Raw genomic sequence first — 23,484 nt, forward strand, 5'->3', positions numbered from 1 at the left:
TCAACGCTCGGCGCGCAGGCGATAAGTAAGTACAGAGACATCTCCGGTAGGAGTAAAGTAGGTCTCAATGTGGTGCTGGTCTTTGAGGTGCTGCAAGGCACGCACCAGCAAGGGATAGCTTTTGCCAGTGACATCGAAGAGTTGACCGCGATTTTTGTCACCTTGCTGAAGGGACTCCAAAATGACGCTCTCGATCGGAAGATTGGATGTTTCAGTGGTCATGAGTGAGATCTCCGCTTGCCTTGCTTGTGTTTGGCAAGTGCTTTGCGTTTACGTTTTTCGATCGGTGTTTCAAAGTGGCGATACTTCCGCATATCTGGGAAAATACCTGCTTTTGAAACAGCGCGCTTAAACCGACGCAGCGCTGAATCAATACCTTCACTTTCACCAGGAATAATTTGAGTCATCCAAATTCCTCGCAGATTAACTGGTATGACGCTGAATGAAGGTTTACTGTAAGAAGCCATCTGCAAAAAAGGCAGACTCTCCTGTCTGCCTTCAAGACCTTAGAGTCAAAGCTTTAACTGCCAACGTTAGTAAGGTCTGGAGGTGCGGTTGCTGTTTGACCAGTTACCGCCTGACGATCCTCGCTCTTCTCGGGGGCGAGCCTTATTGACTTTGAGATCGCGTCCCATCCATTCAGACCCATCAAGCGCTTCGATCGCGGCTGATTCTTCTACTTCCGTACCCATTTCAACGAAGGCAAAACCTCTCAAACGTCCTGTTTCTCGGTCTGTCGGCAACTGCACTCGCTTGACTTCGCCATATTCTGCGAACGCTTTATTGAGATCATCCTGAGTGACCTCATAGGATAAATTGCCAACGTAAATTGACATGAAAAGTCTCCCGAATCAAAAAGTATGGAGAGTTAGATTCGGAGGGACGCTCGTGAAACGAATTACACAGCCGAAAATAATCCTTACCAGCAAGCCTAGCACAAGATTCCCTAATAGGGCGGATGTCAGCCAATTACCTGTTACCGATATAGCGATCCTAAATGCATTGTGAGCAGCAATATGGCTAGCAGTTCTTAGCAGTCAGCGGTCAGCGGTTAGAGATAAGCTGGTGACTGACCGCTGAGCGCTCAATGATTCAGTGCCGCTCAAACCTGATTTGGGACTGCTATGGCTACGGCAAAAGGAGCAGTTTTGTGGCTCTTCCTGCGTCGGCAGCAAGGTTTGAGTGCCTTAATGGACTATGCCAACTGTCGCTTTCCAGGCGTTTTGTTTTCCTTAAAAAGGTAATGCGATCGTCTACTAAGCAATTCATCCTTTAGTCATTTATTTTTCGTCATGATAATTTATAATTTGAGGGGTTGTTGTTGATTGACTTTGACAATGAAAACTTTTTTAACGAATTAAAGAGCAGTGGTAACGCGATTAAATGGCTAACGATCGTTGATAATTGAATGGCTTTAAAATCAAACGATGACTTTTTGCTAGTGAATAGACAGAAAGTGACGGCTTTGGTGTTGCGAAAGGCTGAAAGCACTCTCAAGTATAGACTCTCAACTTGTGAGCCGTTGCTTGTAAAGCGATTGAGCCTTTTGTTAAGGCATCATTAATTGACAAACATCGCTTCATTAAACTTCTTTGATGCTTTTTTTGATAGGAGCGCATTCTTGATTACCTCTCTGCATCCAACGGCGACGATTCATCCTGATGCCGAACTGCATCCAACCGTGCAAGTCGGTGCCCATGCTGTGATTGGGGCAAAAGTTAAAGTTGGTCCTGAAACCGTGATTGGACCGAATGTAGTGCTGGACGGCTGGACCGAAATTGGCGCACGCAATCAAATTTTTCCCGGTGCAGCGATCGGTGTAGAGCCGCAAGACCCGACGAGTACTGGCGTTAATAGTCTGGTCAAAATCGGCGATGACAACCAAATTCGAGAATATGTCACCATTAGTCGATCGAATCAAGCGGATGAGGTGACGGCTATTGGCGATCGCAACCTGTTGATGGCTTACATCCACATCGCGCAGGGCTGTGTCATTGAAAACCACGTCGTGATTGCTAATGCGGTGATTTTGGGCGAACACGTTCACGTTGAATCACGGGCATTCATTAGTGGCGTTGGTGAAATTCACCCGTTTGTCCATGTCGGGCGGTTGGTCATGGTGGCGTTTATGCACCAGATTACACGCGATATCCCACCCTATATGTTGGTAGAGGGGCAGCCTGCACGAGTACGATCGCTCAATCGAGTCGGTCTGAAGCGTGCAGGTTTGGCGGCAGAACAAGAAGGGCAAGTGATTCAGACGTTGAGAACTGCCTTTCGCTTGCTGTATCGATCGGGCTTCTCACTCGATGAGTCGCTCGAAAAGCTGGACACACTGCCCGACAATGAGCACTTGCTCCACTTAAGGCAATTTTTACGCCGATCGCAGGTAGAAGGGCGACGCGGACTGACTCCCGGCAAAGGGCTGGGAGGACACGAAAGCAACCTGGTATCGAATGTTGTAGACGAGTAACGACGGTTCGACATTGATGCTCCACGCTTCGTCAGTTGGCTGACTGGGAAATTTCTGGTCGATCGCCTGTCCCCGCCCGTGACTAGAGTGTGGGCTAATTGGTTCAAGTCCTCTAAAAAGGACTCGATAAGGATTTAGTCCGTTTCAACGGACTTGGTTCCGTTAGCCCTGCATTTGAATGCAGGGCGGGATAACACAGAAGCAACAGAGTTTCAGCAGTTTTATCAGTCAAGCAAGCTTCGTAGTGATGTTCCGAGGTTCGTCGTTGATGCTCTGAGGTTCGTCGTTGATACTCTGAGGTTCATCGCTGATACTCCACGGTTCGTCGTTGATGCTCTGAGGTTCGCGGTTGATGCTCTGAGGTTCGTCGTTGATACTCTGAGCTTCATCGTTGATGTTTCGAGCTTCGCGGTTGATACTCTGAGGTTCGCGGTTGATGCTCTGAGGTTCAAGCACGATACTCTGAGGTTCGGCGTTGAGGGTTTGAAGTTCGTGGCGGCTGCGATCGCTCCTTCTAACCTGCTTCTGGATCAATACCAGCGGCTCTCAACCGTTCTGCCAAGCGCTCAGCGCGTTGCCGTTCTTGTTCTGCCCGTTGCCGTTCTTGTTCCGCCCGTTGCCGTTCTTGTTCTGCGCGTTGCCGCTCTTGCTCTACGTTTGCTTCTGCTTGTTGAAGCTGTTGTGCAGTGACTGTGTAGGAGGCGAAGGGTTCACCATCCGGTCTGAGGAGACGCAACACGGCACCCGCTATGTCAAACCGAATGCCGAGTCGAGGGCTGACCCAATTGGCGATTGGATCGATCACATCTAGCCCGTTTTCATTGCGTAGCCAACCGCTCAAATCGTTGCGATCGGGGTCATACAGATAATATTCTTCCACCCCATAGCGGCTGTAAAAGACCAGCTTTTTATCCATTTCGGTGCGCGTGTTGCCAGGGGAGAGGATCTCAAACACGACTTGCGGTGCAATCTGATCTTCACGCCACTGTTGGTAAGAGCCGCGATCGCCTTTGGGTCTGCCAAAAATCACCATGACATCGGGAGCCGTGCAGAGGCTGTTATTGCCCTCAACGGGATACCAGAGCAAATCACCCGCCACAAACACGTTGGCATCATCCGCAAACAACCATTCCAAGTTCTGCTGAATGACCACAATCCAGCGGAACTGTTTGGTGTTGTCTGCCATTGGCTTGCCGTCGCTGTCTGGGTAGATGATCTGTGGATTATCGGTTGTTTTAAGTTGAGGCACCATAGCTCTAATACCATTTCACTAAACTGTGGCTACACAAGCAAGCTCCGGCTGGTGGTCAGCGGTCAGTGGTCAGCGGTCAGCGGTCAGCGGTCAGCAGCAAAAACGAATCTGTAGGGCGATTTTGTAGAGTTGTATAACGTTTAATAAGCTGAATTTTAACTCGATCGGCAACGTTGCTTTAACCTAGCATCAGGACTGATTCAAGATCCCCGACTTCTGCGATCGAGGTCAACTTCAGGGCTGGGCTTTAACCAGAAGTCGGGGATCTAAATGACTCTTTAACGACGAGCCTGGACAAACGCGATACGTGCTTCGCACACGCTGTTTCACAGAACGTACATTTAGCGATGAGCCTGGACGAATGCAATCGCGCTTTGCCACTTCACCGTTTGATTGAGCAGGCGACTAAAGGCTGACTGAATGTTTGTAAGCTCTGCTTGAGAGAGTTGCTGGGAGAGATGCATCGCGTAAGTGGGCTGGGCGTGAGTGGCGGTGAACCAGCGATCGAGCAGCGCTTTGGTGATCAAAGTATCTGTAAAAGTTTGCTCAAGCTGAATCTCAACCGTGAAGCCAGCGGTTTCAAAGCTGGTTCGTAGATCTGGTACATCCCAATTCACCATCGGATCGTCGGGCTGAGTGTAGATGGCATCTTCTGCCTGCGCCAGCGTTTGATAGAGCTTAGTAGAAAGCCATGCAGGATCGAGCAGTTGATAAAGGCGCTGTGCCTGCCGGGGAACAGATTCCGCTAAAGTGACGGTGCCGTTGGGTTGGAGCCAGTTGAGAAGCGATCGCACAATGCCTGCTTTGTCCACTTCTCGCATCAACGCGTTGCGTCCCACAATGCGATCAAACCGTAGATCAGTTGCCTGTGCGTTTAGAACAATCGGCAACTCCGTAAGGGAGGCTTGCAGCACGATCGGGCGCGTGAGTTCTGGTAAAGCAGCGGCTTGCTGGGTCAATGCGTCGGCATCCTTTGGGGTACGAACACAGGCAACCACACTACCTTCGGGCACCTGTCGGATCGCTTCCCAGGTGAGCAAGCCACTGCCAGCGTTGAGATCCAGCACGACATGATGCCGCTGTGGAGACGCGAGGGCAAAGAGGCGATCGCGCACGGCTCCCAGTCGATCGCCTGCCTGCCCTACTGTGCGTTGCAGCCAGCGCTCTTGTGCCGAATCCACAGGGCTAAAAGTCAGCGCGTCAGAGAATGCACCATCGTCTACCAGTGCTGCCAGTTGTGCTTCGCGCTGTCGTGCGACCTGAGTTTGAATCGCTGCCTCAAAGCCCTGAGCGGACGGTTGGTAAAACACCTGACCTTGCAGGCTACTGGGCAAATACTGCTGTGCCACCCAATGATCACGGTAGGCGTGGGGATAGAGGTAGCCCGCGCCATGTCCAAACCCTTTCTTGTCCCGGTTGGAGTCTTTTAAGGGATTGGGAACATCGCCTTCGCGTTCTTGCTCCACAGCAGCCAGCGCATCGAAAAAGCCCATGACGCTGTTGGATTTGGGAGCCGTTGCCAGGTAAAGGGTGGCATGAGCGAGGGGATAGCGACCTTCGGGTAGACCGATGCGATCGAACGTTTCGGCACAGGCATGAACGATCGCGATCGCGTCGGGGTCTGCCATCCCGATATCCTCACCCGCCAAAATCAGCAGCCGACGAAAGATAAAGCGTGGATCTTCGCCTGCGTAAACCATGCGTGCCAGCCAGTAAAGCGCTGCATCAGGGTCAGAGCCGCGCACACTTTTGATAAACGCGCTGATGGTATCAAAGTGAGCATCCCCTTCTTTGTCATACAGGACGGCACGACGCTGAATGGACTCTTCTGCAACCGACAGCGTGATGTGAATGCTGCCTGCGTCATCCGGTGGTGTGGTTTCGACTGCCAGTTCCAGAGCATTCAACAGCGCACGGGCATCACCGTTGGCGACATTCACTAGATGATCGATCGCGTCCTGATCCAACTGCACGTTGAGCTTGCCGTAGCCGCGATCGTCGTCCTGCAATGCCTGTTGCACGACATTCCGTAGATCCTGTTCGTCCAGTGGCTTGAGTTGGAACAAGCGCGATCGACTGACTAGCGCTTTGTTCACCTCAAAATAGGGATTCTCAGTCGTCGCGCCAATGAGAATCACGGTGCCGTTTTCCACCCAGGGCAGCAGTGCGTCCTGCTGTGCTTTGTTAAACCGATGCACTTCGTCTACGAAGAGAATCGTCCGCTGTCCGTACATGCCACGTTTGTCTTGAGCCGCCGCGATCGCCTCTCGAATCTCCTTCACGCCAGACAGCACCGCGTTAATCGCAATAAAATGTGCCTGGGTGGTGTTAGCAATAATCCTTGCCAGCGTCGTTTTTCCCGTTCCTGGTGGTCCGTAGAAGATAAGTGAGGAGAGTTGGTCTGCCTGGATTGCCCGTCGCAGCAGTCGCCCTGGTCCGACGATCGCATCCTGCCCCACAAACTCATCCAACGTGCGGGGACGCAACCGTGCTGCCAGCGGTGCTTCCGCCTCCGTCACGTCTAAGCGATGCTGCTGAAAAAGATCCATAAAACAGGAGGGTGGCTATGGCTTTTTCTACCGATCGACACCTGCAAGAAGCACCAACCGTTGAGGTGTGTCACGATTCAGCGTACTACTTTCCTCTAGCGCATGGACGTTATGATGTGAAACCGGGATTAGTGCCGTTGGGTACTGACTTTGGCAATGGTAACGCCGATCGACAGGTGTTTCAATTTGACAGCAACTTTGTGCATTATCGCCAGATGAAGCGGCTGGCGCGGGCAGAGCGGTTAAGCAAGTATTATCAGACCCACGACTACACGGATGCTGTGGCAGGCGCGATCGCTCACTTCATCACCCAGCGTCTCGTACAGGAACAGCCGCAGCACTTTCAACTGAAATTACAGGCAAATGGCATCTTGACGTTTCATAGCCAGCTTACCGGAGAAACGCTGTACCTTAATGCTGCGTACCAGCTACAGCAGGTGGAAGCAGCGAACCCTATTGTACCGTCCTATAGCTCTGCGCTGGATGCCTTAGCCGCGCAACTGCAAGAAGATGTCACCGTTGTTAGTCGATCGGGCGATCGTCACTGGATCAGCGCGATTCATCTTTGCTACCCCAACCACTGGTCAGCCGAGTCAAAAATCGGTCAAAACTTTGCGACAGTTCATGCACCCGTTGCAGGCATGGCAGCGATGAATCAAAGAGGAAACGCGATCGTTCACACGATGATCACCCGCAAGCCCTCGGTGCGCTTTGCCTGGGGACTCAGCACCGACACACGCTTAAACCATCATCCCGTGCCGCCTGCTGGTGTGGCGATCGATACCTGGCAGGGCAGAGCGTTTGATCCAAAAAATCCGCAACTCTATCTCAGAATGGAACGCCAAGTTGTTTGGGGCTTGCCCGACTGTGATGCTGCCCTGTTCACGATTCGCACCTACTTTAGAGATTGTCACGCCATCAAGCAGCATCCCAAATTGAAAGCCAGTCTGGTGTCTGCACTTCACTCTATGCCACCAGATTCGCTGGTTTATAAGGGCTTGGATGCCAGTAGGGGTGCGATCGTTGCCTGGTTAACTTAAGCACCTTAAAGCTTTAGATCCCCGACTTCTTGAAGAAGTCGGGGATCTTGATGGTAGGCTATGCTGCTAGCTTCTGTAAGGCAATTCTCGCCGCTTCAGCGACTTGGGGATGGTTATCTTTTTCCAGATATTTCAGCGCCGAGATGCTCTTGGGGCTTGGCAAGTTGCCTAGCGCTTCGGCGAGACGTTGCCGCACCAGCCAGTCCTCCGCTTGAGCAAACCGCAAGATGTGATCAACGGCATCGATCGCCTTGATTTCGCCCAATGCTGCGATCGCCGCCTGATGCAGCACCACCTCTTTGCTGTCGAGCGCTTGAATCAACGCATCATACGCACGAGGATCTTTCAGGTTGCCAAGCGACACTGCCGCGCTGAATCGCACCAGCCAATCGGTATCTTCGTAAAAAGCTCGGACTAACGGCTCCAGCGCTCTTGGATCTTCCAGATAGCCCAACGCTCCGGCTGCGTCCGCTCGAATGCCATAGTCTGGCTCATTGGTGAGAATATCGAGCAACAGTGGGTAGCACTCATCGGTTTGCTTCAAGCCCAAGGCGAAAACTGCCATCGATCGCACCTGAATGCTCTCATCGTTGAGCACTTTCTTGATCAGCGGCACCGCTTCTTCAGCGGAGACTTCGCGCAGAGATACCAGCCCCAACATGCGATCCTTCATGCTCTGGCTTCCTAGCTGGACGGAAATTTGCTGTAAGTTTGTGGGATTCACGTTACAAAACGTTATATTTTAGTCCCCTCATTGTAGTCGCTCACGCACGATCGCCCAAGTGAGGAGAACCGCCTATCACTGCCAGCGGCTTAACTTCTTGAAAAAACCGAGGCGTTATCAGGCTAAAACCCCAAAACCAATACCTGGCAAACCTTAATAGCCCTCTTCTTCGTATTCTGGGGCTTTTGTTTTCTCAGGAATATTGATGCGAGGCGGCTGGTAGGGCAAAGGCTTTTGCGTTTCATCTTCCCACGCATCCCCGTCCAGATCTTCGTCTTCGTATTCAACGTCAGGATAAGGCTGTTGGGGCGCTGGACGCTGAGCGTAGCGATCGCGGGTAGGCAGCGTTGCCTCATCCCAATTGTCTTTCTCGTCCTCGTCATAATCAAGAGGCATCGATCGACGCTGCTGTTGACGCAACTGGCGAGGTGGCGCGTCGTTCCAGTTGTCATCGTCCCAGTTTTCTTGAATGACGGGTTCTTTTTGGCGTACAGGAGTGGCGATCGGGGTACGTAGCCCAGTGCCAAGCTGATTGTCAGCACGAACAGGCGCAACATAGCTGTCTTCCTCGTCGCGCTCCCAGGAAGGGCTACCAATGCCAAGTCGTTCCAGCACACCGACAGACAGTTGATCCAGGCGTTCCTCTGATCCCTCAAACACGATGAGGCGATCGGGTCCGCTGCTTACAACTTCGTCTACGGATAATTCATAGGTGCTGACAATCTGATCGGGAATGAGGGGGAGACCGATCGATGCCAGAATCAATGATGTCACCTTGCCGTTGTCGATATCAAACTTAAAGCCGCGCACCTTACCCAACAGTTCGCCTGTTTCGGTGACGACTTCGCAATTAATCAGGCTGCTGTACGACTCGACATCAATATCCTCAATCACATCGTCGTTATCCACCAGAATGACATCCCCAATCTGCCGAATGCTGCTTAAGAGCATAGGCTGGGGTGTACCGTACAGGATATTTGGACGCAGGCTGAGGGCAACCACTTCTTGCTGGTCGATATCGACCCAAAGTTGACTGACAACACCCAGCTTTTTGCCAGTGTCGCGGGTGATAACCTGTGTGCCAAGAAGGTCTGAGCGTTGGCGGATCTCTTCAAATGCCATTATGGGTCGAATCCTGTTTGTCAAATCCCGATCATCGAAGCATGATCACTATCAAATCATATAGCGGTGAAATCATACAGCAGTTAACTTAGACGGAGGCGCTTTGAGGCAGTAGGTTAATACCCAGAACTTGCGTGTATGCCCCACGTGCCTGAGTGACCCCGATCGTGCGATCGGCAGATTCAATCATGGGTCGTCGTAGGCTGACCACAAGAAACTGTGCTTCCTGCGCCTGCTGTTTGATCATTCTAGCTAATCGCTCTACGTTTGCCCCATCCAAAAACATATCCACTTCGTCAAAGGCGTAAAAGGGCGAGGGACGGTAGCGCTGCAAGGCAAAGATGAAGCTGAGTGCCGTGAGCGATTTTTCACCACCAGACATCGAGGCGAGACGCTGAACGGGCTTACCTTTGGGATGAGCCACGAGATTCAATCCTCCGTTAAATGGGTCTTGCGAGTCTTCTAGCTGTAGGTGCCCGTCACCATCCGAAAGCGTGGCAAAAATAGACTGGAAGTTTAGGTTGACTACATCAAAGGCTTCCTTGAAAGCACGTTGGCGAAGCGTGGTAAAGTTCTCAATGCGGAGGAGGAGTTCGGTACGCTCTTCTTGCAGAGTATGGAGTTTGTCGGTGAGTTCTTCAAGTCGTGCCTGGGTGCGATCGTACTCTTCCAGCGCCAGCATATTCACGGGTTCCATTGCCTGAAGGCGCTTCTGGAGCGATCGCAGTTCGTGCTGTAGCTCTACCAAGTCGCGGGTTGCCGTATCGGGAATTTTGGGCAAGGGATCGGGCAAGTCGGGCTGTTGTGCTTCTAGCTGCACCTGGAGAGCCGTCAATTCGTCTCGACGTGCCTGCTGCGTTTCCTGAAGTTTCTGCTGCTGCCAGGTCAATTCCTGCTGCTTCGTTTGCTGTTCACGCAACTGACGCTCGGCACGATCGCGGGTTTGCTTCTCCAGCCCCAACCGTTTTTCCAATTCCGCCAGTGCCGCCTGCGTTTCGCCAATTTGTGCCTGCAAGGCTGACTGCTGACCGCTGACCGCTGACTGCTGCTGCATTTGCGTTGTTTGCTGCGTCCGATAGTCCTCTAAACGTTCCTGCCCCTGCTGAATTTTTTCTTGCGATCGCTGACGTTGATTATCTAAATCTTGCAGCCGTTGTTCGAGCGATCGCACTGCCAGTTCTCGCTGGGAGAGTTCAGTTTCTTGAGCGCGAAGGGCGGTTTGAATGTGCTGCCATTCGCTGTGAGTTTGAGATTGTTCCAGGTCTGCCAATGTCTGCCGTAGCGTTTGTAGCTGACGATCTTGAGCGGGAAGCTCGGCTTCGAGGGTTTGCAGGCGCGTCTGGGCGATCGCCATTTCCTGCGTGTTTTGAGCCAACTGCGTTTGGATCTGGGCAAGCGTAGCAGTGAGATTTTGACGGTCGGCATCCAATTGTTCGGTTTGAAGCTGTGCCTCGCGGTGTTGCTGTCGGGCTTCTGCCAATGCCTGAGTCCGTTCTTTGGTGAGCTGGGTTGCCCGCTGCATGGCGTGGTCGCAGCGATCGAGGATGCGATCGATTTCGTGCAGGCGATCGCGCAGTGACACCACTTCCGCCGACTCGGTTGCTTCGACCGTGCCAAAGTGAATGGACTGCCGCTGACTGCTGCTGCCGCCTGTCATGGCACCGCTGGTTTCAAGCAGTTCGCCATCCAGGGTCACAATACGGTGCTGACCCATGTGACGACGGGCAGCGCTGAGGGTTTCAAACACAACGGTGGTGCCGAAAACGTGAGCGAATACATTGCGGTAGCGATCGTCAAAGTCCACTAAATTAATAGCGTAGTCAACACAACCAGAGAGCGATCGCACACCGTTACCAGAAGGAGTTCGTCCAGACTGAAGCTTATTCAGCGGTAAAAATGTAGCGCGTCCAGCTCGTTTTTGTTTCAGGATTTCGATGCCAGCAGCGGCGATCGCGTCATGTTCGACAACCAGATTCCCTAACCGTGCACCTGCTGCCGTTTCGAGCGCCAGTTGGAAGCGGGGATCAACTCGTCCCAACTGAGCGACCAGTCCGCAAACGCCTGTCAAACCCATTTGCAGAATGACTTGAGTCGCGTGGGTGCCCTGCGCTTCCTGAATTGCCTGCGTTTGAGCTTCGAGTTTATCGAGTCGTCGCTGCTTTTCGCGCTGTTCGTGCAGGAGTCGCGTCTGGGTTTCTTGCTGAATCTGGAGTTCTTGTTCGGCAGCAGCAAGGCTTTGAGCGATCGCCTGGATCTGCTCTTGAGTTGCTAATAACCGTGTTTCAACGTCCGCTTTTTGCGTTTGGCGATCGGTTAACCGTTGCTGTGTCGTTTCTAGTGCTTGCGTTTGCTCCTGAAGCTGGCGCTCTAGCTGGCGGGTGCGCTCCTGTAGCTGTGCCTGCTCGGTACGTTGCGGTTCCAGGGTATCGACTAGCGTTTCGATCGCATGATGCAAAGCCGTTTGCTCCTGCACCCAAGCTTCGGCACTGGCGGCTGACGCATTGGCGGCTTCACGGCTTTGCTCCAGGGTTTGTTTTGCCTGATCTCGCTCTTGCTGTCGAGCAGCAATGAGTTGCGCTTCTGCGGTTTGCTGCTGGGCGAGGGTGTCGATCGCCTGCACGTGTTCCTGAAGCTCTCGTTGGGTTTGCGCGAGTTTTGCGGCTACGTCTCGACTGGCTGCCTGTAAATCGTGCTCTTGTCGCTGGAGTTGACGGAGTTCTGCCTCGCGGGTTGCCAGCGTGGACTGGAGTGCCAACTGCTCGTCTTCGCCTAACGCACGGACACGGGCATTCAGTTGCTCCAGTTCACCTGTTGCTTGTTGGATTGCAGTTGTCAGAGTTTCAAGTTGGGTCGTGATATCGGCGTGTTCACGATCGCCCCCTTCAAGCTGTTCTCGTAGTCGCTGAGCACTCTGAAAGGACTGCTGATAGCGGATGACGATTTCCCACTGCTCTTTGGTTTGCAGTTCGTGCCGCAGCTTTTTGTATTTTTCGGCTTTGATGCGATCTTGGGCAAGCCGATCGCGCTGGTCGATCAGTTCTTTTTCAACGATGTGGTAACGGTCTTCGTGGTCTTTGACGGCATCCAGCTTTTCTTTTGCCTGGTTGATCTTGCGATCGAACGTTGCCACACCTGCCAGTTCATCAATGATCTCGCGGCGTTCGCGGGCATTCATGGAGATAATGCGAGTTACGTCCCCTTGCAGGACGACGTTGTAGCCTTCGGGGTAGACGCGCAAACGGTTCAACTCTTCGTGAAGTTCCGTCAGGGTGCAGGGTTCGCCGTTGATGTAATAGTTGGAGGTGTAGGTGCCTTGCTGGGTGACGCGCAGCTTGCGGGTAACGCTCCATTCTGTACGGATGGGTCGCGTTCCATTGCCATTCTGTAAGTGCCCGTTTTCTATGTGACCATTGCCGTTATGAGGTTCGTTAGATGAATCTTCCTGGCGCATGGAGCCGTCGCTGTTAACCTGTCGTTCGATCGCGTCTTCCAATAACTCCGGCTCATCGGATAGATCAAAGGTGACGGTGACGCTTGCTTCGACCGTAGCGCGACCGCGAGTGCTTTGCGTATGGTTCACCAGATCGGGAAGTCGCTCTGCCCGCATCCCTTTCGAGCCTGCCAGACCGAGGCAAAACAGCAGCGCGTCCAGTAAATTCGATTTCCCAGAACCGTTGGGTCCAGACACCACCGTAAAACCGGGCAGCAACGGAATCGGCGTTGTGCCACCAAAGGATTTAAAGTTGGAAAGTTCTAGACGCTTAATGTACACAGCTTAACTAAGCCGCTTAGGGGAGAAAAGTCCGTGTTTAGTGTAGCCTCTCAACGATCGTGTGAGCGAAACGATCGTATTCTTCCTATTCATAACACTATTTAGAACAAGTGTTCTATTTGTGAAAAGGCATTTTTCAGTGTCTTTGGAGCTGTTTTGGGCAACGGAGTGTAGGCGTTCGGCGATCGCGCATGGCGCTGTAGATCTGGCTAATGGTGTAACCGATGCACCACTGTTTCAGTGCATTTGATCTGGCTCTACACCCAACGATCGTAATTGATCAGCCAAGCGTTCCGCTCGTTGGTCTGCCTGTAAAGCGGCTTCTTCTGGCGTTGGCACCAAACTACCCTCAGCCGTAAAGTAACGCAGTTGTTCTGCATCAATGCCCAGATAAAGGTCTAGTTCCTCGCTCCAAAGCCAGCCGTTTGTGTTGGGTGAAAGGGGCTGATAGTCATGTCCCGCTAATCGGAAGCCAGCAAATTCCAATGTTTCGGGTGAAAACCAAAAATATTCTGGCGTACGAAACCGATCTTGATACAGCGCTTTTTTGAGGGAGCGATCGGTGTCCGCCGTTGAAACAGAGAGCAGCTCAATGATCAGGTTGGGATATTTACCGTCTTCTTCCCACACAACCCAGGCGTTACGCGGCTGCTTCTGCGTTTGTTTGACCAGGAAGAAGTCGGGTCCCCGAAAGTCTCGGTTTCGCAGTTGTTGCCGACTAAAGTAAACCGTGAGATTTGCCCCAATGAAAAAGTCATTCCGTTCCCGCCATAAGAACTCTAAACAGGCAACCAGAAGCGCCAGTTGGGCGTAATGTAGTGAACTCTCCATCTCTGGCTCATTGCTTAAAAGCTGGCTGGCATCTGGCATCATTGCCTCTAGCTGTTGCGCCGTCAAACTCATCTGGCACGCCCTCATTGCGGTTCTGCCTCAGCCCCTCTATTATGGCTGCGGTCAGATGAGCTGTCACTGGGCATATCTAACGCTCGTTGTCAGCCTTGAAATTGCTTGACATAGAGACTCTAATGATTTGATGCCGTTTGTGCTGCTGGAATAGAGCGCCAAACGTCTAACGATCGTTTTAGAGAAAATGGTTCAATTCGCGTTGCAAAGATGGGAATGCTGAGGCAATGCGATCGACAGCGCTTTGCCATCGGGGAAATCTAGCATGAATCATCAGGCTGTGTTGGTGCGTGAAACCATTCGCGCTAAGTTACAACAAATCTGGGGCTATGCAGATTTTCGATCGCCGCAGGGAGAGATCGTCCAGTGCTTGTTAGAGCAACGGGATGCGCTGATCATTATGCCGACAGGTGGGGGCAAATCCATTTGCTTTCAGCTACCAGCGTTGATGCAAACCGGGTTGACGATCGTCGTTTCGCCCTTAGTGGCGCTAATGGAAAATCAGGTGCAGGAATTGCGTCAGCGCCGTCTGCCAGCCGCCCTGCTGCACAGTGAAGTGTCAAAGCAGCAGCGCCGACAAACGCTGTGGGCACTAGAGAATCAAAGCTTGCGGTTGCTCTATCTTTCGCCTGAAACGCTGCTGAGTGAGCCTGTGTGGGAGCGGTTATGTCAGCCAGAGCTAAAGATTAACGGGCTGGTTTTGGATGAGGCGCATTGCCTGGTGCAATGGGGCGATACGTTTCGTCCAGCGTATTATCGGTTAGGTATGGTGCGATCGGCATTGCTGAAGTCTAAGCCAGAAGGGACGAAGATGGCGATCGCTGCCTTCACTGCAACTGCCAATCCCGACGCGCAGCAAACGATCCAGCGAGTGCTGCAACTCCAGCAGCCAGAGGTTTTTCGGCTCAATCCCTATCGCGCCAATTTGCACCTCAATGTGCAGGTAGTTTGGACACCGAGACAGCGGCGGCAGCAACTGCTGAAGTTCATTCAAGCAAGACCAGGACAGGCGGGCTTGGTCTATGTTCGCACCCGTCGAGACAGTGAATTATTAGCAGAATGGCTTTCGCAGCAAGGTTTTCAGACAGCAGCCTATCACGCGGGCTTAAGTCCCGATGAGCGACGACAGATGGAAAAAGCCTGGTTGGGCGGTTCAACGCAGTTTGTCATCTGCACCTGTGCGTTTGGTATGGGCATCGACAAGCCAAATGTCCGCTGGGTAGTGCATTTTCACTCGCCGTTGTTGCTATCAGAATACGTGCAGGAAGTCGGGCGATCGGGACGGGATGGCAAACCTGCTACTGCCTTGACGCTCATTAGCGAAACAACGGGTTTTCTTGACCCAGATGACAAACAGCGTCGACAGTTTTTTATCCAACAGGCAGCAAAGCAGCAGCGATCGGCTCAAGCACTCAGCCACAAATTGCCATCTCAAGGGAACGTCACCAGCGTCAGTCGAGAATTTAAGGATGGCGCGATCGCCCTCTCTCTTCTCAACAGCACCGGACAGCTCGAATGGTCTGATCCCTTCCACTACGTGATGAAGCCTGGAAAGGCTCATTCTTCTGGACAAACCAACGCTCATGCTGCCAAGCAGATGACCGACTACCTCAAAACGCGAGACTGTCGCTGGCAATGCTTGCTGAAAGCGTTTGGGTTTGAAGCAGAGGCAACCAGCTTACGTTGTGGGCACTGTGACAATTGCTGTCGCTAAAGCCTTAGGAGCGAGAATTAAATGCTATCGACTTTTGTAAGACTACTGACGGCAGTCAGCTTATGGTATTCCCAAAAAGGTCTTAAGAGCAGCTTTGTAACGATTCCTCAACCGCTTAGAATTTAAACCACCTTGCTGAATTTGTGCCAAAACAGTAGCCGAGCAAACTCCTTTGGGAATAGGACTACCAGCAGTAATCAACCCAGCCAGTTCAATCGCATTCATCTGACGGGCAAACTGATAAGCGATTACCGACTCACGGACTATAAAGCCTGGTACGTCTGAACAAGGGAGAAGAACACAGGCAGATTCAGAATTAGGTCTGCGGCTAGTGACATTGACAAACAGATAGTCATCTTCAGACATTTGTGCAATGGCAATGTAAAGATGCTCGCTGTTGGGAGGCGTATCCAACAAGAAGGCATCGCCCAAATTAATGGTGATGCTGGACATTCAAGACTCCATCTAAGTAAGCTTCTCGAATGGCTTCCTGCTGAATCTCCTCGATTTCCCTGCCACTCTTGCCCACATTTTTGAGAATGTCTTCTACTAGAATCGGAATTGTAGAACCATGCGGGTTTTTCCACTCCGGAAGGTCGTGAGTCCACTCAGCTACATCAAAAGGATCAAGATGCCCGAACGATCGATAAACCTGCTGAATAATTTCCTCTTCCTCTTCACAAAGATCTTCGTTTCCTGGATCATCCAATAAGAAAACTTGGTTTTCACTGCGAGGAGAAACAAACTTAGACCAGAGCGGTAAAGCATCATCTACAGGCTTTCCCTTAATCAGGTCATAAACGCCGCTAAGGACAGGACCGTAATCCATTGACACGTAATGATCACCAGTAATGGGCTGCTCCATACGTTCCAACGCAAAACGATCAGCAATATAAAGCATCTTCAGTAAACCTAAATACTTCATAGGCTTACCATGCAGCTTGAGGAAGACCGCTGCGGCTTCAACAGCTTTCTCTGGATGAAACCGAAACTGGATTGACATAAGCATCCTGAGAACTGCTTCACACTAGTACAACTTTATTGTAAATCCTGCCCCTTTGTCAGGCATCAGTACTTTGATCAAGTACTACAGAAGTCTTAGTCTCTGAGGCAACTGGCACTAGGCGGCACTCGGTTTCATCAAGGCTTTTCGTACCAGGACGAGGAGGAAGCCCAGACCTGTGAAGGCGGCGGCTAAAAGGTGGCTTTCCTTAGACGCGAAGGCAATCAGCACAAGGTTGGAAACCAGCGCCAATATGGGAACGATCGCAGGCACTCGAAACCCATCAGCGTTGCCTTCTCGACGTTTAATGATGAGCAGCGACAAATTCACTAAACAGAACATGGCGAGAATGAGCGTTGCGGTGGTGCCTGCCAGAAATTGGAGTGTACCTGATAGCGCCAGAAAGATGGCGATCGGCAAAATGACGACGATCGTGCGGTAGGGCGTGGCGCGTGTTGCATGTAGTTTGCTAAACCAGGCAGGCAGCAACCCATCACGTGACATCCCAAAAAGCAGCCGCGAGGCAGTAATAAAGTTCAGCAGCGCCGTATTGAGCACCGCAAACAGCGCAATGAAGGTAAATACCACGCCTGGAAAATTTGGCTGTGCCCGACGCACCACATCCAGCAGTGGTGCACCAGAAGCAGACAGTTCCGCAGGAGTCACGACTTGAGTGGCAAGCCAGGAAACGAGAACATAAATCACTCCAGCAATACCGAGTGCCAGCAAAATAGCTCTGGGCACATTGCGCTCAGGATTATTGACTTCTTCCGCAACATTGACGATGTCTTCAAACCCAATAAAAGCGTAGAAGGCAAGTGCGGCACCTTGAAGAATGGCAACCCAGCCCAAGGTTTGACCACTCACTACAGGAGCCGTCACAGCCACATTGCCAGCAGTGCCGCCACCACTGATAAAGAGGACTGATACCAAAATCACAACCAGGAGACCTGAAACCTCAAGCGTCGTACAAAAAATATTGAGGCTTGACGATTCCTGCATTCCTCGAAAATTAATGAAGGCAAGACCGCAGAAAAGCGCCAGAACAACCAACCAGGCTGGAAAAACGGGAGCGAAGGTGGTCAAATAGCCTGCAAACGCTTTGGAAAGGGTCGCCATTGAAACAATACAGGTGCAAAACATGAGCCAACCGACGATAACGGAGAGCCAATCGGTGCGAAAGGCTCGATGCACAAAGCAGGCAACGCCTCCACTCAGCGGAAAGCGGCTACCGAGTTCGGCATAGCTTAAGGCAGTCAGTGCCGCGACTGACATCGCTACCAGAAACGAAGCCCAGACGAGAGTGCCCGCCAGTCCGGCAATTTTGCCCACCACTGCATAAATGCCAGCGCCGAGAATATCACCAACGCCGTAAATGACGAGTGTCGGTAAGCCAAACACTCGTTTCAAGGACGCTTCTTCAGTTTTTTCCATACTCTTTGGTTCAATCGGTTGATTCAATTTATCGCCCTGTTAGGTAAATTAAAGCTCTCTACAAACGGATAGCGGTCAGCATCCAGCGAGGCTAATCTAACCAGGATGCAGAACGCACAGCGATCGCGTCAAGCTCTTACAATTATCTCTGCCTAGAGCCTCGCCTTCTGTTCAAAGCGTTGTATAACGTTATGATCGAATCTGGCTGAGGGACACTATTGCAACGGTGAAAGGCATTATTGCGCGTTGGAGCAAATTTTTAACGGCTTAAGATCGAAGCTGGACTTCTAACGCTAACAATCAACGTCATGCCAGAATTTACACGTCGCCGATTTATGGTTACGGCTGCCTTTGCTGGTGGTTTTGCACTTGCAGTCCAGCCGATCGCTGCCAGCGTAATCAACACCAGTGCGGAAGGAATCATCGCAGGTGCAGTCAAAATCCCTACCAAGGATGTTCCTTCGATCCCCGCTTATCGAGCGATGCCAGCGAAAGGCACTAACTTTCCGATCGTGCTGGTGCTCCACGAAATTTTTGGTGTACACGCGCATATTGAGGATGTTTGCCGTCGCTTTGCCAAACTGGGCTACGTGGCGATCGCGCCCCAGCTCTTTACGCGGCAGGGCGATGTTCTCAAGCTCAGCAGCGTGGATGAAATTCGCCCGATCGTTGCTAAAGTGCCGGATGCTCAGGTAATGTCTGATCTTGATGCAACGGTAGCCTGGGCAGTGAGTGACTCAAAGGGAAATGCGGCAAAGCTAACAACGACGGGCTTTTGCTGGGGTGGTCGCATCGTCTGGCTCTACGCGGCTCATAATCCCAATGTTAAAGCGGGTGTCGCGTGGTATGGACGGTTAGTCGGCGATGCAAATGCACTGATGCCGAAGTATCCGGTTGATGTTGCTTCGACGTTGAAAGTGCCTGTGCTAGGGCTTTATGGTGGCAAAGATACGGGCATTCCGCTGACTACGGTGGAGCAAATGCGCGATCGCCTCAAGTCTGGCAGCAGCAAGTCTGAAATCGTTGTGTATCCTGATGCGTCTCATGCTTTCTTTGCGGACTACCGCCCGTCTTACCGGGAGGCTGACGCAAAAGATGGCTGGAAGAAACTCCAGGCATGGTTTAAGCAGCAAGGAGTATAGAACTCGTTAAGCCACCGATCGCCTATAGCAAAACCGCTTGACCGCTCACAAGGGGAGCGTCCAAACCGCATCTAGTCGAGTTAGCTGTGGTTTAACTGACCAGCGGTGGGCGATCGGTGGCTCGCTCAAGATATTGCGCAAGTTTTGCGTTCGGTCTCATCGACTTTAGGACATACTCTAAGTTTTCGCTGGGGCGGGCAATGACGTGAGAGGAAAGGTAGAGCGGCTTGTCTCCGATGATCCGCTTCGCTGCCTCCACGCCCGCTTCTACTGCCATATTGACTTCAGAAACATCACCGCGAACAATCACCGTATAACGAGCACCACTGACTTTTTCCGTCCCTACGAGTGTGACGTTAGCCGCCTTGCACATCGTATCGGCTACTGACAATGCAGGGGGGAGACCCAGCACTTCAACCATCCCAACTGCATTCGCCATTGTGTTCTCCAAAATCAATTTGCGCTAGTTCGCGTAGGGCTACAGAGTGATCCAGCACAAACGCCAATGCCTGACTGTTCAAGTAAAACATATAGATGGAAGCTTCTAGTGTTTCTTTCACGCTGTTAAAGCTGAACCAGAGAATTTAGAACAATTCATCCACTGCTTCGTCCTTTGCATTGGTATGGCGGTGAGGGGTTTCACGGTTGAACGTCATGCGAATAGCGCGCGTTTGTTCGCCATCCGCAGCAACAGCAATAATTGGAAAATTGAGTACACCATCCTGGAAGGACATCTGAAAGCGGAAGGTGCCGTCGGGATTGAGTGGAATAGGACGACCGTCGATCGTCACAGTAGCATCAGGCTCTGTCGCGCCATAAATGATGAGTTCAGCATCGGCAACCAGCCAGAATTTACGCGCTCGGATCGGCGGCATAGACGCTCCAAACCCAATTCCTGACATGCCAACCCCTGACATTGTTAAGCCAGAAACCGTCGGTACACCGGGTAATGCCCATGCCCCCACGCCGGATGGAAAAACGTAAGAGCTGACAGACTGCTGTGGCATCTGTTGCATGGAACCAGCGATATGCTGCATCGAGCCGAAGAGGGAACCTGCGAGGCGGAGTGCCTCGGTGGATTGAGCCAGCCCAAAGATTTGCGCGTAAAGAGGGCTGGCGGCTGTAGTAGCGGCAGGCGTTTTAGGGGAGACTAAATCTAGCAGGGTCGCACCGCGCAGATCGTCATCCCAGGCGACCGAGATGAACTGGTCTTCAAACCAGTCAGACGGGTAGATTGGTGGGATGCGAACAGGGTTCGATCGCGCCAGCAGCAGCCAACGACCATCACCCGTGAGGTAGCCAATTTCGGCAAGGTAATCGCGATCGCTCACAGGAATGGGTACGTACCAGTCGCGCGCCAACTCGTCACAGTCAAACTGCTGCAAACTGTGAGCACTGGCATGGTCGAGATCGACATCCGTCACGTCATACAGCCGCAGAGCAAGGCGCTGTCCACCCTGCTGCCGTAGCTCTTCTTTATGCTCCTGGGGTGCATCCCAGTAGGTATAGCCCCACTGCGGATCACGGGGCATGAGAACGATGCGGCTTTCACCGTAGCCCTCTGGTAGATCAGGTAGCCCCTCGTCCACTGAAGCCAGTGCTTCGCTGCTGAGGTCAGTTTGCCCCACATCATATTTGGTCGCTTCGACATCGGTTTGGGCTTTGTTATCCAGCGTGCCCAATACTGCCAATCCTGCTCCGGCTGCCAGGGCTGTACCACCGACTACCGCCACACCTTCAGACGGTGACGGAATGCGAATCGAATTAGAGCGTGCCAGTGACAGCCAGTAATGATCTTCCGTCACATAGCCTATTTCAGCAATGTAATCGCGATCGGGTCGAATCGCTGACATATGTTGCACTGCATCTTCCGCAACCGAAAATTCTTGAAAACTCTGAGGGCGTTGCTCAGCCAGATTCAGACCAGTCACATCATACAGCCGCAACTTGAGCGTACGTCCGCCCTGGTGTTGCAGTTCAGCTTTATGGTCGGCGGGCGTATCCCATTCCGCATAGGCTTGCTGATCAGGATATGGAGTTAGCGTGATTTTGCTACGGGCAGCCGTACCGCCAGCCGCCAGCCCAGCCAGTGCAGCAGCGCCAGCGCCAGCCGCCAGCACTCCGCCTGCCAGCACGGCAGCGCCAGGAAGCCCACTGTCTCCTGGTGAACCAACAGCGGGAGCAGACACATCGGCAGCAGGTACAATGGGCGGCTCGATCGAGGTGTAGTCGATCGCAGCATCGTCGATCGCGGCACTCTCCGTTGCCTCGTTATGACTGGCGATCGCGGCAGCACCAGCCAGCCCAGCGCCAGCGACTCCCGCGCCTGCTGCAATCGTAGCGCTGGTCGGGACAGCGCCTGTGGCTGCAACATCTGGTGCTGGCGGTGGGGCGGGCGTAGGAAGGCGATCGGGCGGTGCTGGTGGTGGCGCTACGGGGTCTGCTCCAGGACGACGACCCTTCAGCCAAAACCAGAGCAGTAAACCCGCCAAGGGCAACAGCAACAGCCACCAGGGGAATCCGCCGCGTGTTTCAGCGGTAGTTCCAGGAGGCACAGCAGCGACATCTGGTGTCGCAGTTGGGCTTGTCTCTGGGCTAGGCGATATGGGCGACGGACTGGAAGGGATTGGGCTGGCATCCGCCGCCGCTTTTGTACCCGTTTCTCGTGCCGCTTCGATGATGCCCTTACTGGCAGGTGCTGTAGCAACGCCTAAAAAGGCGAGGACAGCAGGACTAGGAGTGCCTTTATACACGTATGCCAACGGTTGCGAGAATGGATAACGCGGGTCATCGGGCAAGGTTTTGTGCATCGAAATGATGCGAACGTCTGGGCGATCGAGCACCTGATCCGCGATCGCGTACCCAATGCCATCGGTTCCTAGCGCCTGAATAACCTCATCTGTACTGTCTTTAGCGGTTTGCCTGGTGTTCTCGCCTGCCTTAAAGGGCGCTTTCTGAAACACAGGGTAGGGGCGGAATGCTTGGCGAGTGTCGCTGAAGGTTGGACGATCGACAAACCGAATCAGACCTGGAGCACCACCCAACTCCGACCAATTTTTGATTTCGCCTCGGAAAATCTTGGCAAACTGCTCAAACGTGATGTTTCCTGTGAAGGGGTTATTGGGACTCACGATGATGGCAATCTTGTGCCGTGCGATCGGAGCTGCTACCAGTCCTTTCTGCTTCTCCTCTGCCGTGAGTGAGCGACCGATCGCTGCCACGTCAACTTTTCCATCCAGCAGTGCTTTCAATGCCGCATCGCTACCTTCCTCTGCCAAAGTGACGCTGGTGCCCGCATACTTCTCTTCGTACGCTTTTTTCAACGCCTGATTAATGGTTGCCATGCTGCTGGAACCATCTACCCTGACCGTGGAGCCGTTAGGAACAACAGGTGGCGGTGAGAAGGATGGCGTAGGCGTTTGTGCCAGCACCGGGTCAAGCGTCAGCAACGCGACTAAAGGCTTCGATGCTGTCAGCAACGCTAAAAGCATTGCCAGACCTAGGAGCGGAGTGTCTTTGGAGGGCGACGTTCGTTGCGGCATTGGTAGTAAAAGCTTTTGGAACACTCTGTAAAAAGTCCCTGCATAAAAGCAGCCTACGAGTAAAAGCAGCTTACACAGCCCTGACTGAGGTTAACTTTTGCGAAGGACGAGCCAATTATACAGTCACTGCGTCTGAGGTAAAGATCGCCAGTGAAACGAATTTTAGTCAAAGGTGCCAGACACAAGTCTATACAAATGCCCCTCCAAAGCGTGAAACTCCCTGTTCAACCGCTATCAAGTACGGTTAAACAAGCAAATAAGCCTATTGTTAACTAGATCAGAGTTTTTGCAGGCATGTAGCGTTGCAGCGATGGTGCTCGATGCCTCTAATGCAGCCATCATCACAACTCAAACACTTTCTGAGGGACGATCGGGATTGCGAAGCTGAAGATCAAACCCTTCTCGGCGACGACGCAGGTGGTAGTGACCCAAAATGGGCAGCGATCGCCATACGTAAATAAGGCTTGAACCGTATGAAAGAGAGCTGCAAGCCAGCCGTTACGATATTACCAAGACTAGAAAACTGCTGAGAGTTGAGCAGATTAGGATCAAGCATTGTGTTGGAGCTGGTTGCGGCTCTGAGTTGAAGGTAGTGATCGACTTGACCGATAACCTTGAATGCGGCAACAACACCTCAAGACAACTAATATCGTGCTTGGTGAGAAAGACCTCAGTGGTTGCCAGGAACCTGAACAGCCACATTGGAGCAATCCGGCATCTCTTGCAAGACGGCAACGCACTGATGTGGTTCATTGAGCTAGTGATTGAGGGAGCCTTGTTTCTCTATCCTTTACGAAAGAAGGCTACCCAGTGC

The 23,484-nt window shown here is 52.4% G+C and carries 21 protein-coding genes and 2 pseudogenes; 5 read left to right on the plus strand and 18 right to left on the minus strand.

Annotated features, from left to right (window positions below):
* From AC5JO6_RS26715 to rbp, 3 genes are all read right to left on the minus strand, one after another.
* Positions 1-222 (minus strand): hypothetical protein, encoded by a 222-nt coding sequence (locus AC5JO6_RS26715; protein WP_496084079.1) that lies wholly within the window; start codon positions 220-222, stop codon positions 1-3.
* On the minus strand, positions 219-407 hold the full coding sequence (rpsU, locus tag AC5JO6_RS26720) for a 30S ribosomal protein S21 (RefSeq protein WP_496084080.1): 189 nt from the start codon (positions 405-407) through the stop codon (positions 219-221). Before rpsU ends, AC5JO6_RS26715 begins: the two co-directional genes overlap by 4 nt.
* 126 nt (positions 408-533) lie before the next feature.
* The gene (gene rbp, locus AC5JO6_RS26725; RefSeq protein ID WP_496084081.1) at positions 534-836 is read right to left on the minus strand and encodes an RNA-binding regulator; all 303 of its coding nucleotides are present in this window, start codon (positions 834-836) and stop codon (positions 534-536) included.
* 785 nt (positions 837-1,621) lie between these two features.
* On the opposite strand from rbp, the gene lpxA reads away from it, so the two are divergent.
* Positions 1,622-2,473, plus strand: coding sequence for an acyl-ACP--UDP-N-acetylglucosamine O-acyltransferase (gene lpxA / locus AC5JO6_RS26730; protein ID WP_496084082.1), 852 nt, complete (start codon positions 1,622-1,624; stop codon positions 2,471-2,473).
* Between the two features lie 228 nt (positions 2,474-2,701).
* On the opposite strand, the gene AC5JO6_RS26735 is transcribed toward lpxA, so the two are convergent.
* The 3 genes from AC5JO6_RS26735 to AC5JO6_RS26745 all read right to left on the minus strand — a co-directional run bounded on the left by AC5JO6_RS26735 (position 2,702) and on the right by AC5JO6_RS26745 (position 6,274).
* Positions 2,702-3,007, minus strand: coding sequence for a hypothetical protein (locus tag AC5JO6_RS26735; RefSeq protein ID WP_496084083.1), 306 nt, complete (start codon positions 3,005-3,007; stop codon positions 2,702-2,704).
* Positions 2,988-3,725: a Uma2 family endonuclease gene (locus tag AC5JO6_RS26740; RefSeq protein ID WP_496084084.1), complete on the minus strand. Its 738-nt coding sequence runs from the start codon at positions 3,723-3,725 to the stop codon at positions 2,988-2,990. The genes AC5JO6_RS26735 and AC5JO6_RS26740 overlap by 20 nt, the downstream gene beginning before the upstream one ends.
* A 341-nt stretch (positions 3,726-4,066) precedes the next feature.
* Complete coding sequence (locus tag AC5JO6_RS26745; protein WP_496084085.1) at positions 4,067-6,274, minus strand: AAA family ATPase; 2,208 nt, start codon at positions 6,272-6,274, stop codon at positions 4,067-4,069.
* A 17-nt stretch (positions 6,275-6,291) separates the two neighbouring features.
* Between AC5JO6_RS26745 and AC5JO6_RS26750 the strand changes: the two genes are divergently transcribed.
* Positions 6,292-7,314, plus strand: a complete 1,023-nt coding sequence (locus AC5JO6_RS26750; protein WP_496084086.1) for a heme-dependent oxidative N-demethylase family protein — start codon at positions 6,292-6,294, stop codon at positions 7,312-7,314.
* 58 nt (positions 7,315-7,372) lie between these two features.
* On the opposite strand, the gene AC5JO6_RS26755 is transcribed toward AC5JO6_RS26750, so the two are convergent.
* From AC5JO6_RS26755 to AC5JO6_RS26775, 5 genes are all read right to left on the minus strand, one after another.
* Complete coding sequence (locus tag AC5JO6_RS26755; RefSeq protein ID WP_496084087.1) at positions 7,373-7,987, minus strand: HEAT repeat domain-containing protein; 615 nt, start codon at positions 7,985-7,987, stop codon at positions 7,373-7,375.
* Positions 7,988-8,191: 204 nt separating this feature from the next.
* On the minus strand, positions 8,192-9,160 hold the full coding sequence (locus AC5JO6_RS26760) for a PRC-barrel domain-containing protein (RefSeq protein ID WP_496084088.1): 969 nt from the start codon (positions 9,158-9,160) through the stop codon (positions 8,192-8,194).
* Between the two features lie 88 nt (positions 9,161-9,248).
* The gene (gene smc, locus AC5JO6_RS26765; protein WP_496084089.1) at positions 9,249-12,932 is read right to left on the minus strand and encodes a chromosome segregation protein SMC; all 3,684 of its coding nucleotides are present in this window, start codon (positions 12,930-12,932) and stop codon (positions 9,249-9,251) included.
* Between the two features lie 237 nt (positions 12,933-13,169).
* Positions 13,170-13,835 carry a Uma2 family endonuclease gene (locus AC5JO6_RS26770; RefSeq protein WP_496084139.1) on the minus strand — a complete coding sequence of 222 codons (666 nt, stop codon included), beginning with the start codon at positions 13,833-13,835 and terminating at the stop codon, positions 13,170-13,172.
* Positions 13,836-13,954: 119 nt separating this feature from the next.
* Positions 13,955-14,086, minus strand: a complete 132-nt coding sequence (locus tag AC5JO6_RS26775) for a hypothetical protein (RefSeq protein ID WP_496084090.1) — start codon at positions 14,084-14,086, stop codon at positions 13,955-13,957.
* Positions 14,087-14,100: 14 nt separating this feature from the next.
* On the opposite strand from AC5JO6_RS26775, the gene AC5JO6_RS26780 reads away from it, so the two are divergent.
* Positions 14,101-15,549: a RecQ family ATP-dependent DNA helicase gene (locus tag AC5JO6_RS26780; protein WP_496084091.1), complete on the plus strand. Its 1,449-nt coding sequence runs from the start codon at positions 14,101-14,103 to the stop codon at positions 15,547-15,549.
* Between the two features lie 60 nt (positions 15,550-15,609).
* On the opposite strand, the gene AC5JO6_RS26785 is transcribed toward AC5JO6_RS26780, so the two are convergent.
* The 3 genes from AC5JO6_RS26785 to AC5JO6_RS26795 all read right to left on the minus strand — a co-directional run bounded on the left by AC5JO6_RS26785 (position 15,610) and on the right by AC5JO6_RS26795 (position 17,986).
* Positions 15,610-16,002, minus strand: coding sequence for a hypothetical protein (locus AC5JO6_RS26785; RefSeq protein ID WP_496084092.1), 393 nt, complete (start codon positions 16,000-16,002; stop codon positions 15,610-15,612).
* Positions 15,983-16,552, minus strand: coding sequence for a Panacea domain-containing protein (locus AC5JO6_RS26790; RefSeq protein WP_496084093.1), 570 nt, complete (start codon positions 16,550-16,552; stop codon positions 15,983-15,985). The genes AC5JO6_RS26785 and AC5JO6_RS26790 overlap by 20 nt, the downstream gene beginning before the upstream one ends.
* 117 nt (positions 16,553-16,669) lie before the next feature.
* The gene (locus tag AC5JO6_RS26795; protein ID WP_496084094.1) at positions 16,670-17,986 is read right to left on the minus strand and encodes an APC family permease; all 1,317 of its coding nucleotides are present in this window, start codon (positions 17,984-17,986) and stop codon (positions 16,670-16,672) included.
* 308 nt (positions 17,987-18,294) lie between these two features.
* On the opposite strand from AC5JO6_RS26795, the gene AC5JO6_RS26800 reads away from it, so the two are divergent.
* On the plus strand, positions 18,295-19,128 hold the full coding sequence (locus tag AC5JO6_RS26800) for a dienelactone hydrolase family protein (protein ID WP_496084095.1): 834 nt from the start codon (positions 18,295-18,297) through the stop codon (positions 19,126-19,128).
* Between the two features lie 91 nt (positions 19,129-19,219).
* Here AC5JO6_RS26800 and AC5JO6_RS26805 read toward each other — a convergent pair whose 3' ends face one another.
* The 4 genes and pseudogenes from AC5JO6_RS26805 to AC5JO6_RS26820 all read right to left on the minus strand — a co-directional run.
* The gene (locus AC5JO6_RS26805) at positions 19,220-19,567 is read right to left on the minus strand and encodes a carbon dioxide-concentrating mechanism protein CcmK (RefSeq protein WP_496084096.1); all 348 of its coding nucleotides are present in this window, start codon (positions 19,565-19,567) and stop codon (positions 19,220-19,222) included.
* A complete protein-coding gene (locus AC5JO6_RS26810) occupies positions 19,542-19,688 on the minus strand; it encodes a hypothetical protein (protein WP_496084097.1) in 147 nt (48 codons plus the stop codon). The genes AC5JO6_RS26805 and AC5JO6_RS26810 overlap by 26 nt, the downstream gene beginning before the upstream one ends.
* A gap of 24 nt (positions 19,689-19,712) precedes the next feature.
* Positions 19,713-20,792, minus strand: a pseudogene (locus tag AC5JO6_RS26815) (DUF4912 domain-containing protein); the annotation flags it as partial.
* Between the two features lie 87 nt (positions 20,793-20,879).
* A pseudogene (locus tag AC5JO6_RS26820) lies at positions 20,880-22,670 on the minus strand (substrate-binding domain-containing protein); the annotation flags it as partial.
* 329 nt (positions 22,671-22,999) lie between these two features.
* Here AC5JO6_RS26820 and AC5JO6_RS26825 point away from each other — a divergent pair.
* On the plus strand, positions 23,000-23,131 hold the full coding sequence (locus AC5JO6_RS26825) for a hypothetical protein (protein ID WP_496084098.1): 132 nt from the start codon (positions 23,000-23,002) through the stop codon (positions 23,129-23,131).
* The last annotated feature ends 353 nt before the right edge of the window (positions 23,132-23,484 follow it).

It is taken from the genome of Tildeniella sp., assembly GCF_059505325.1.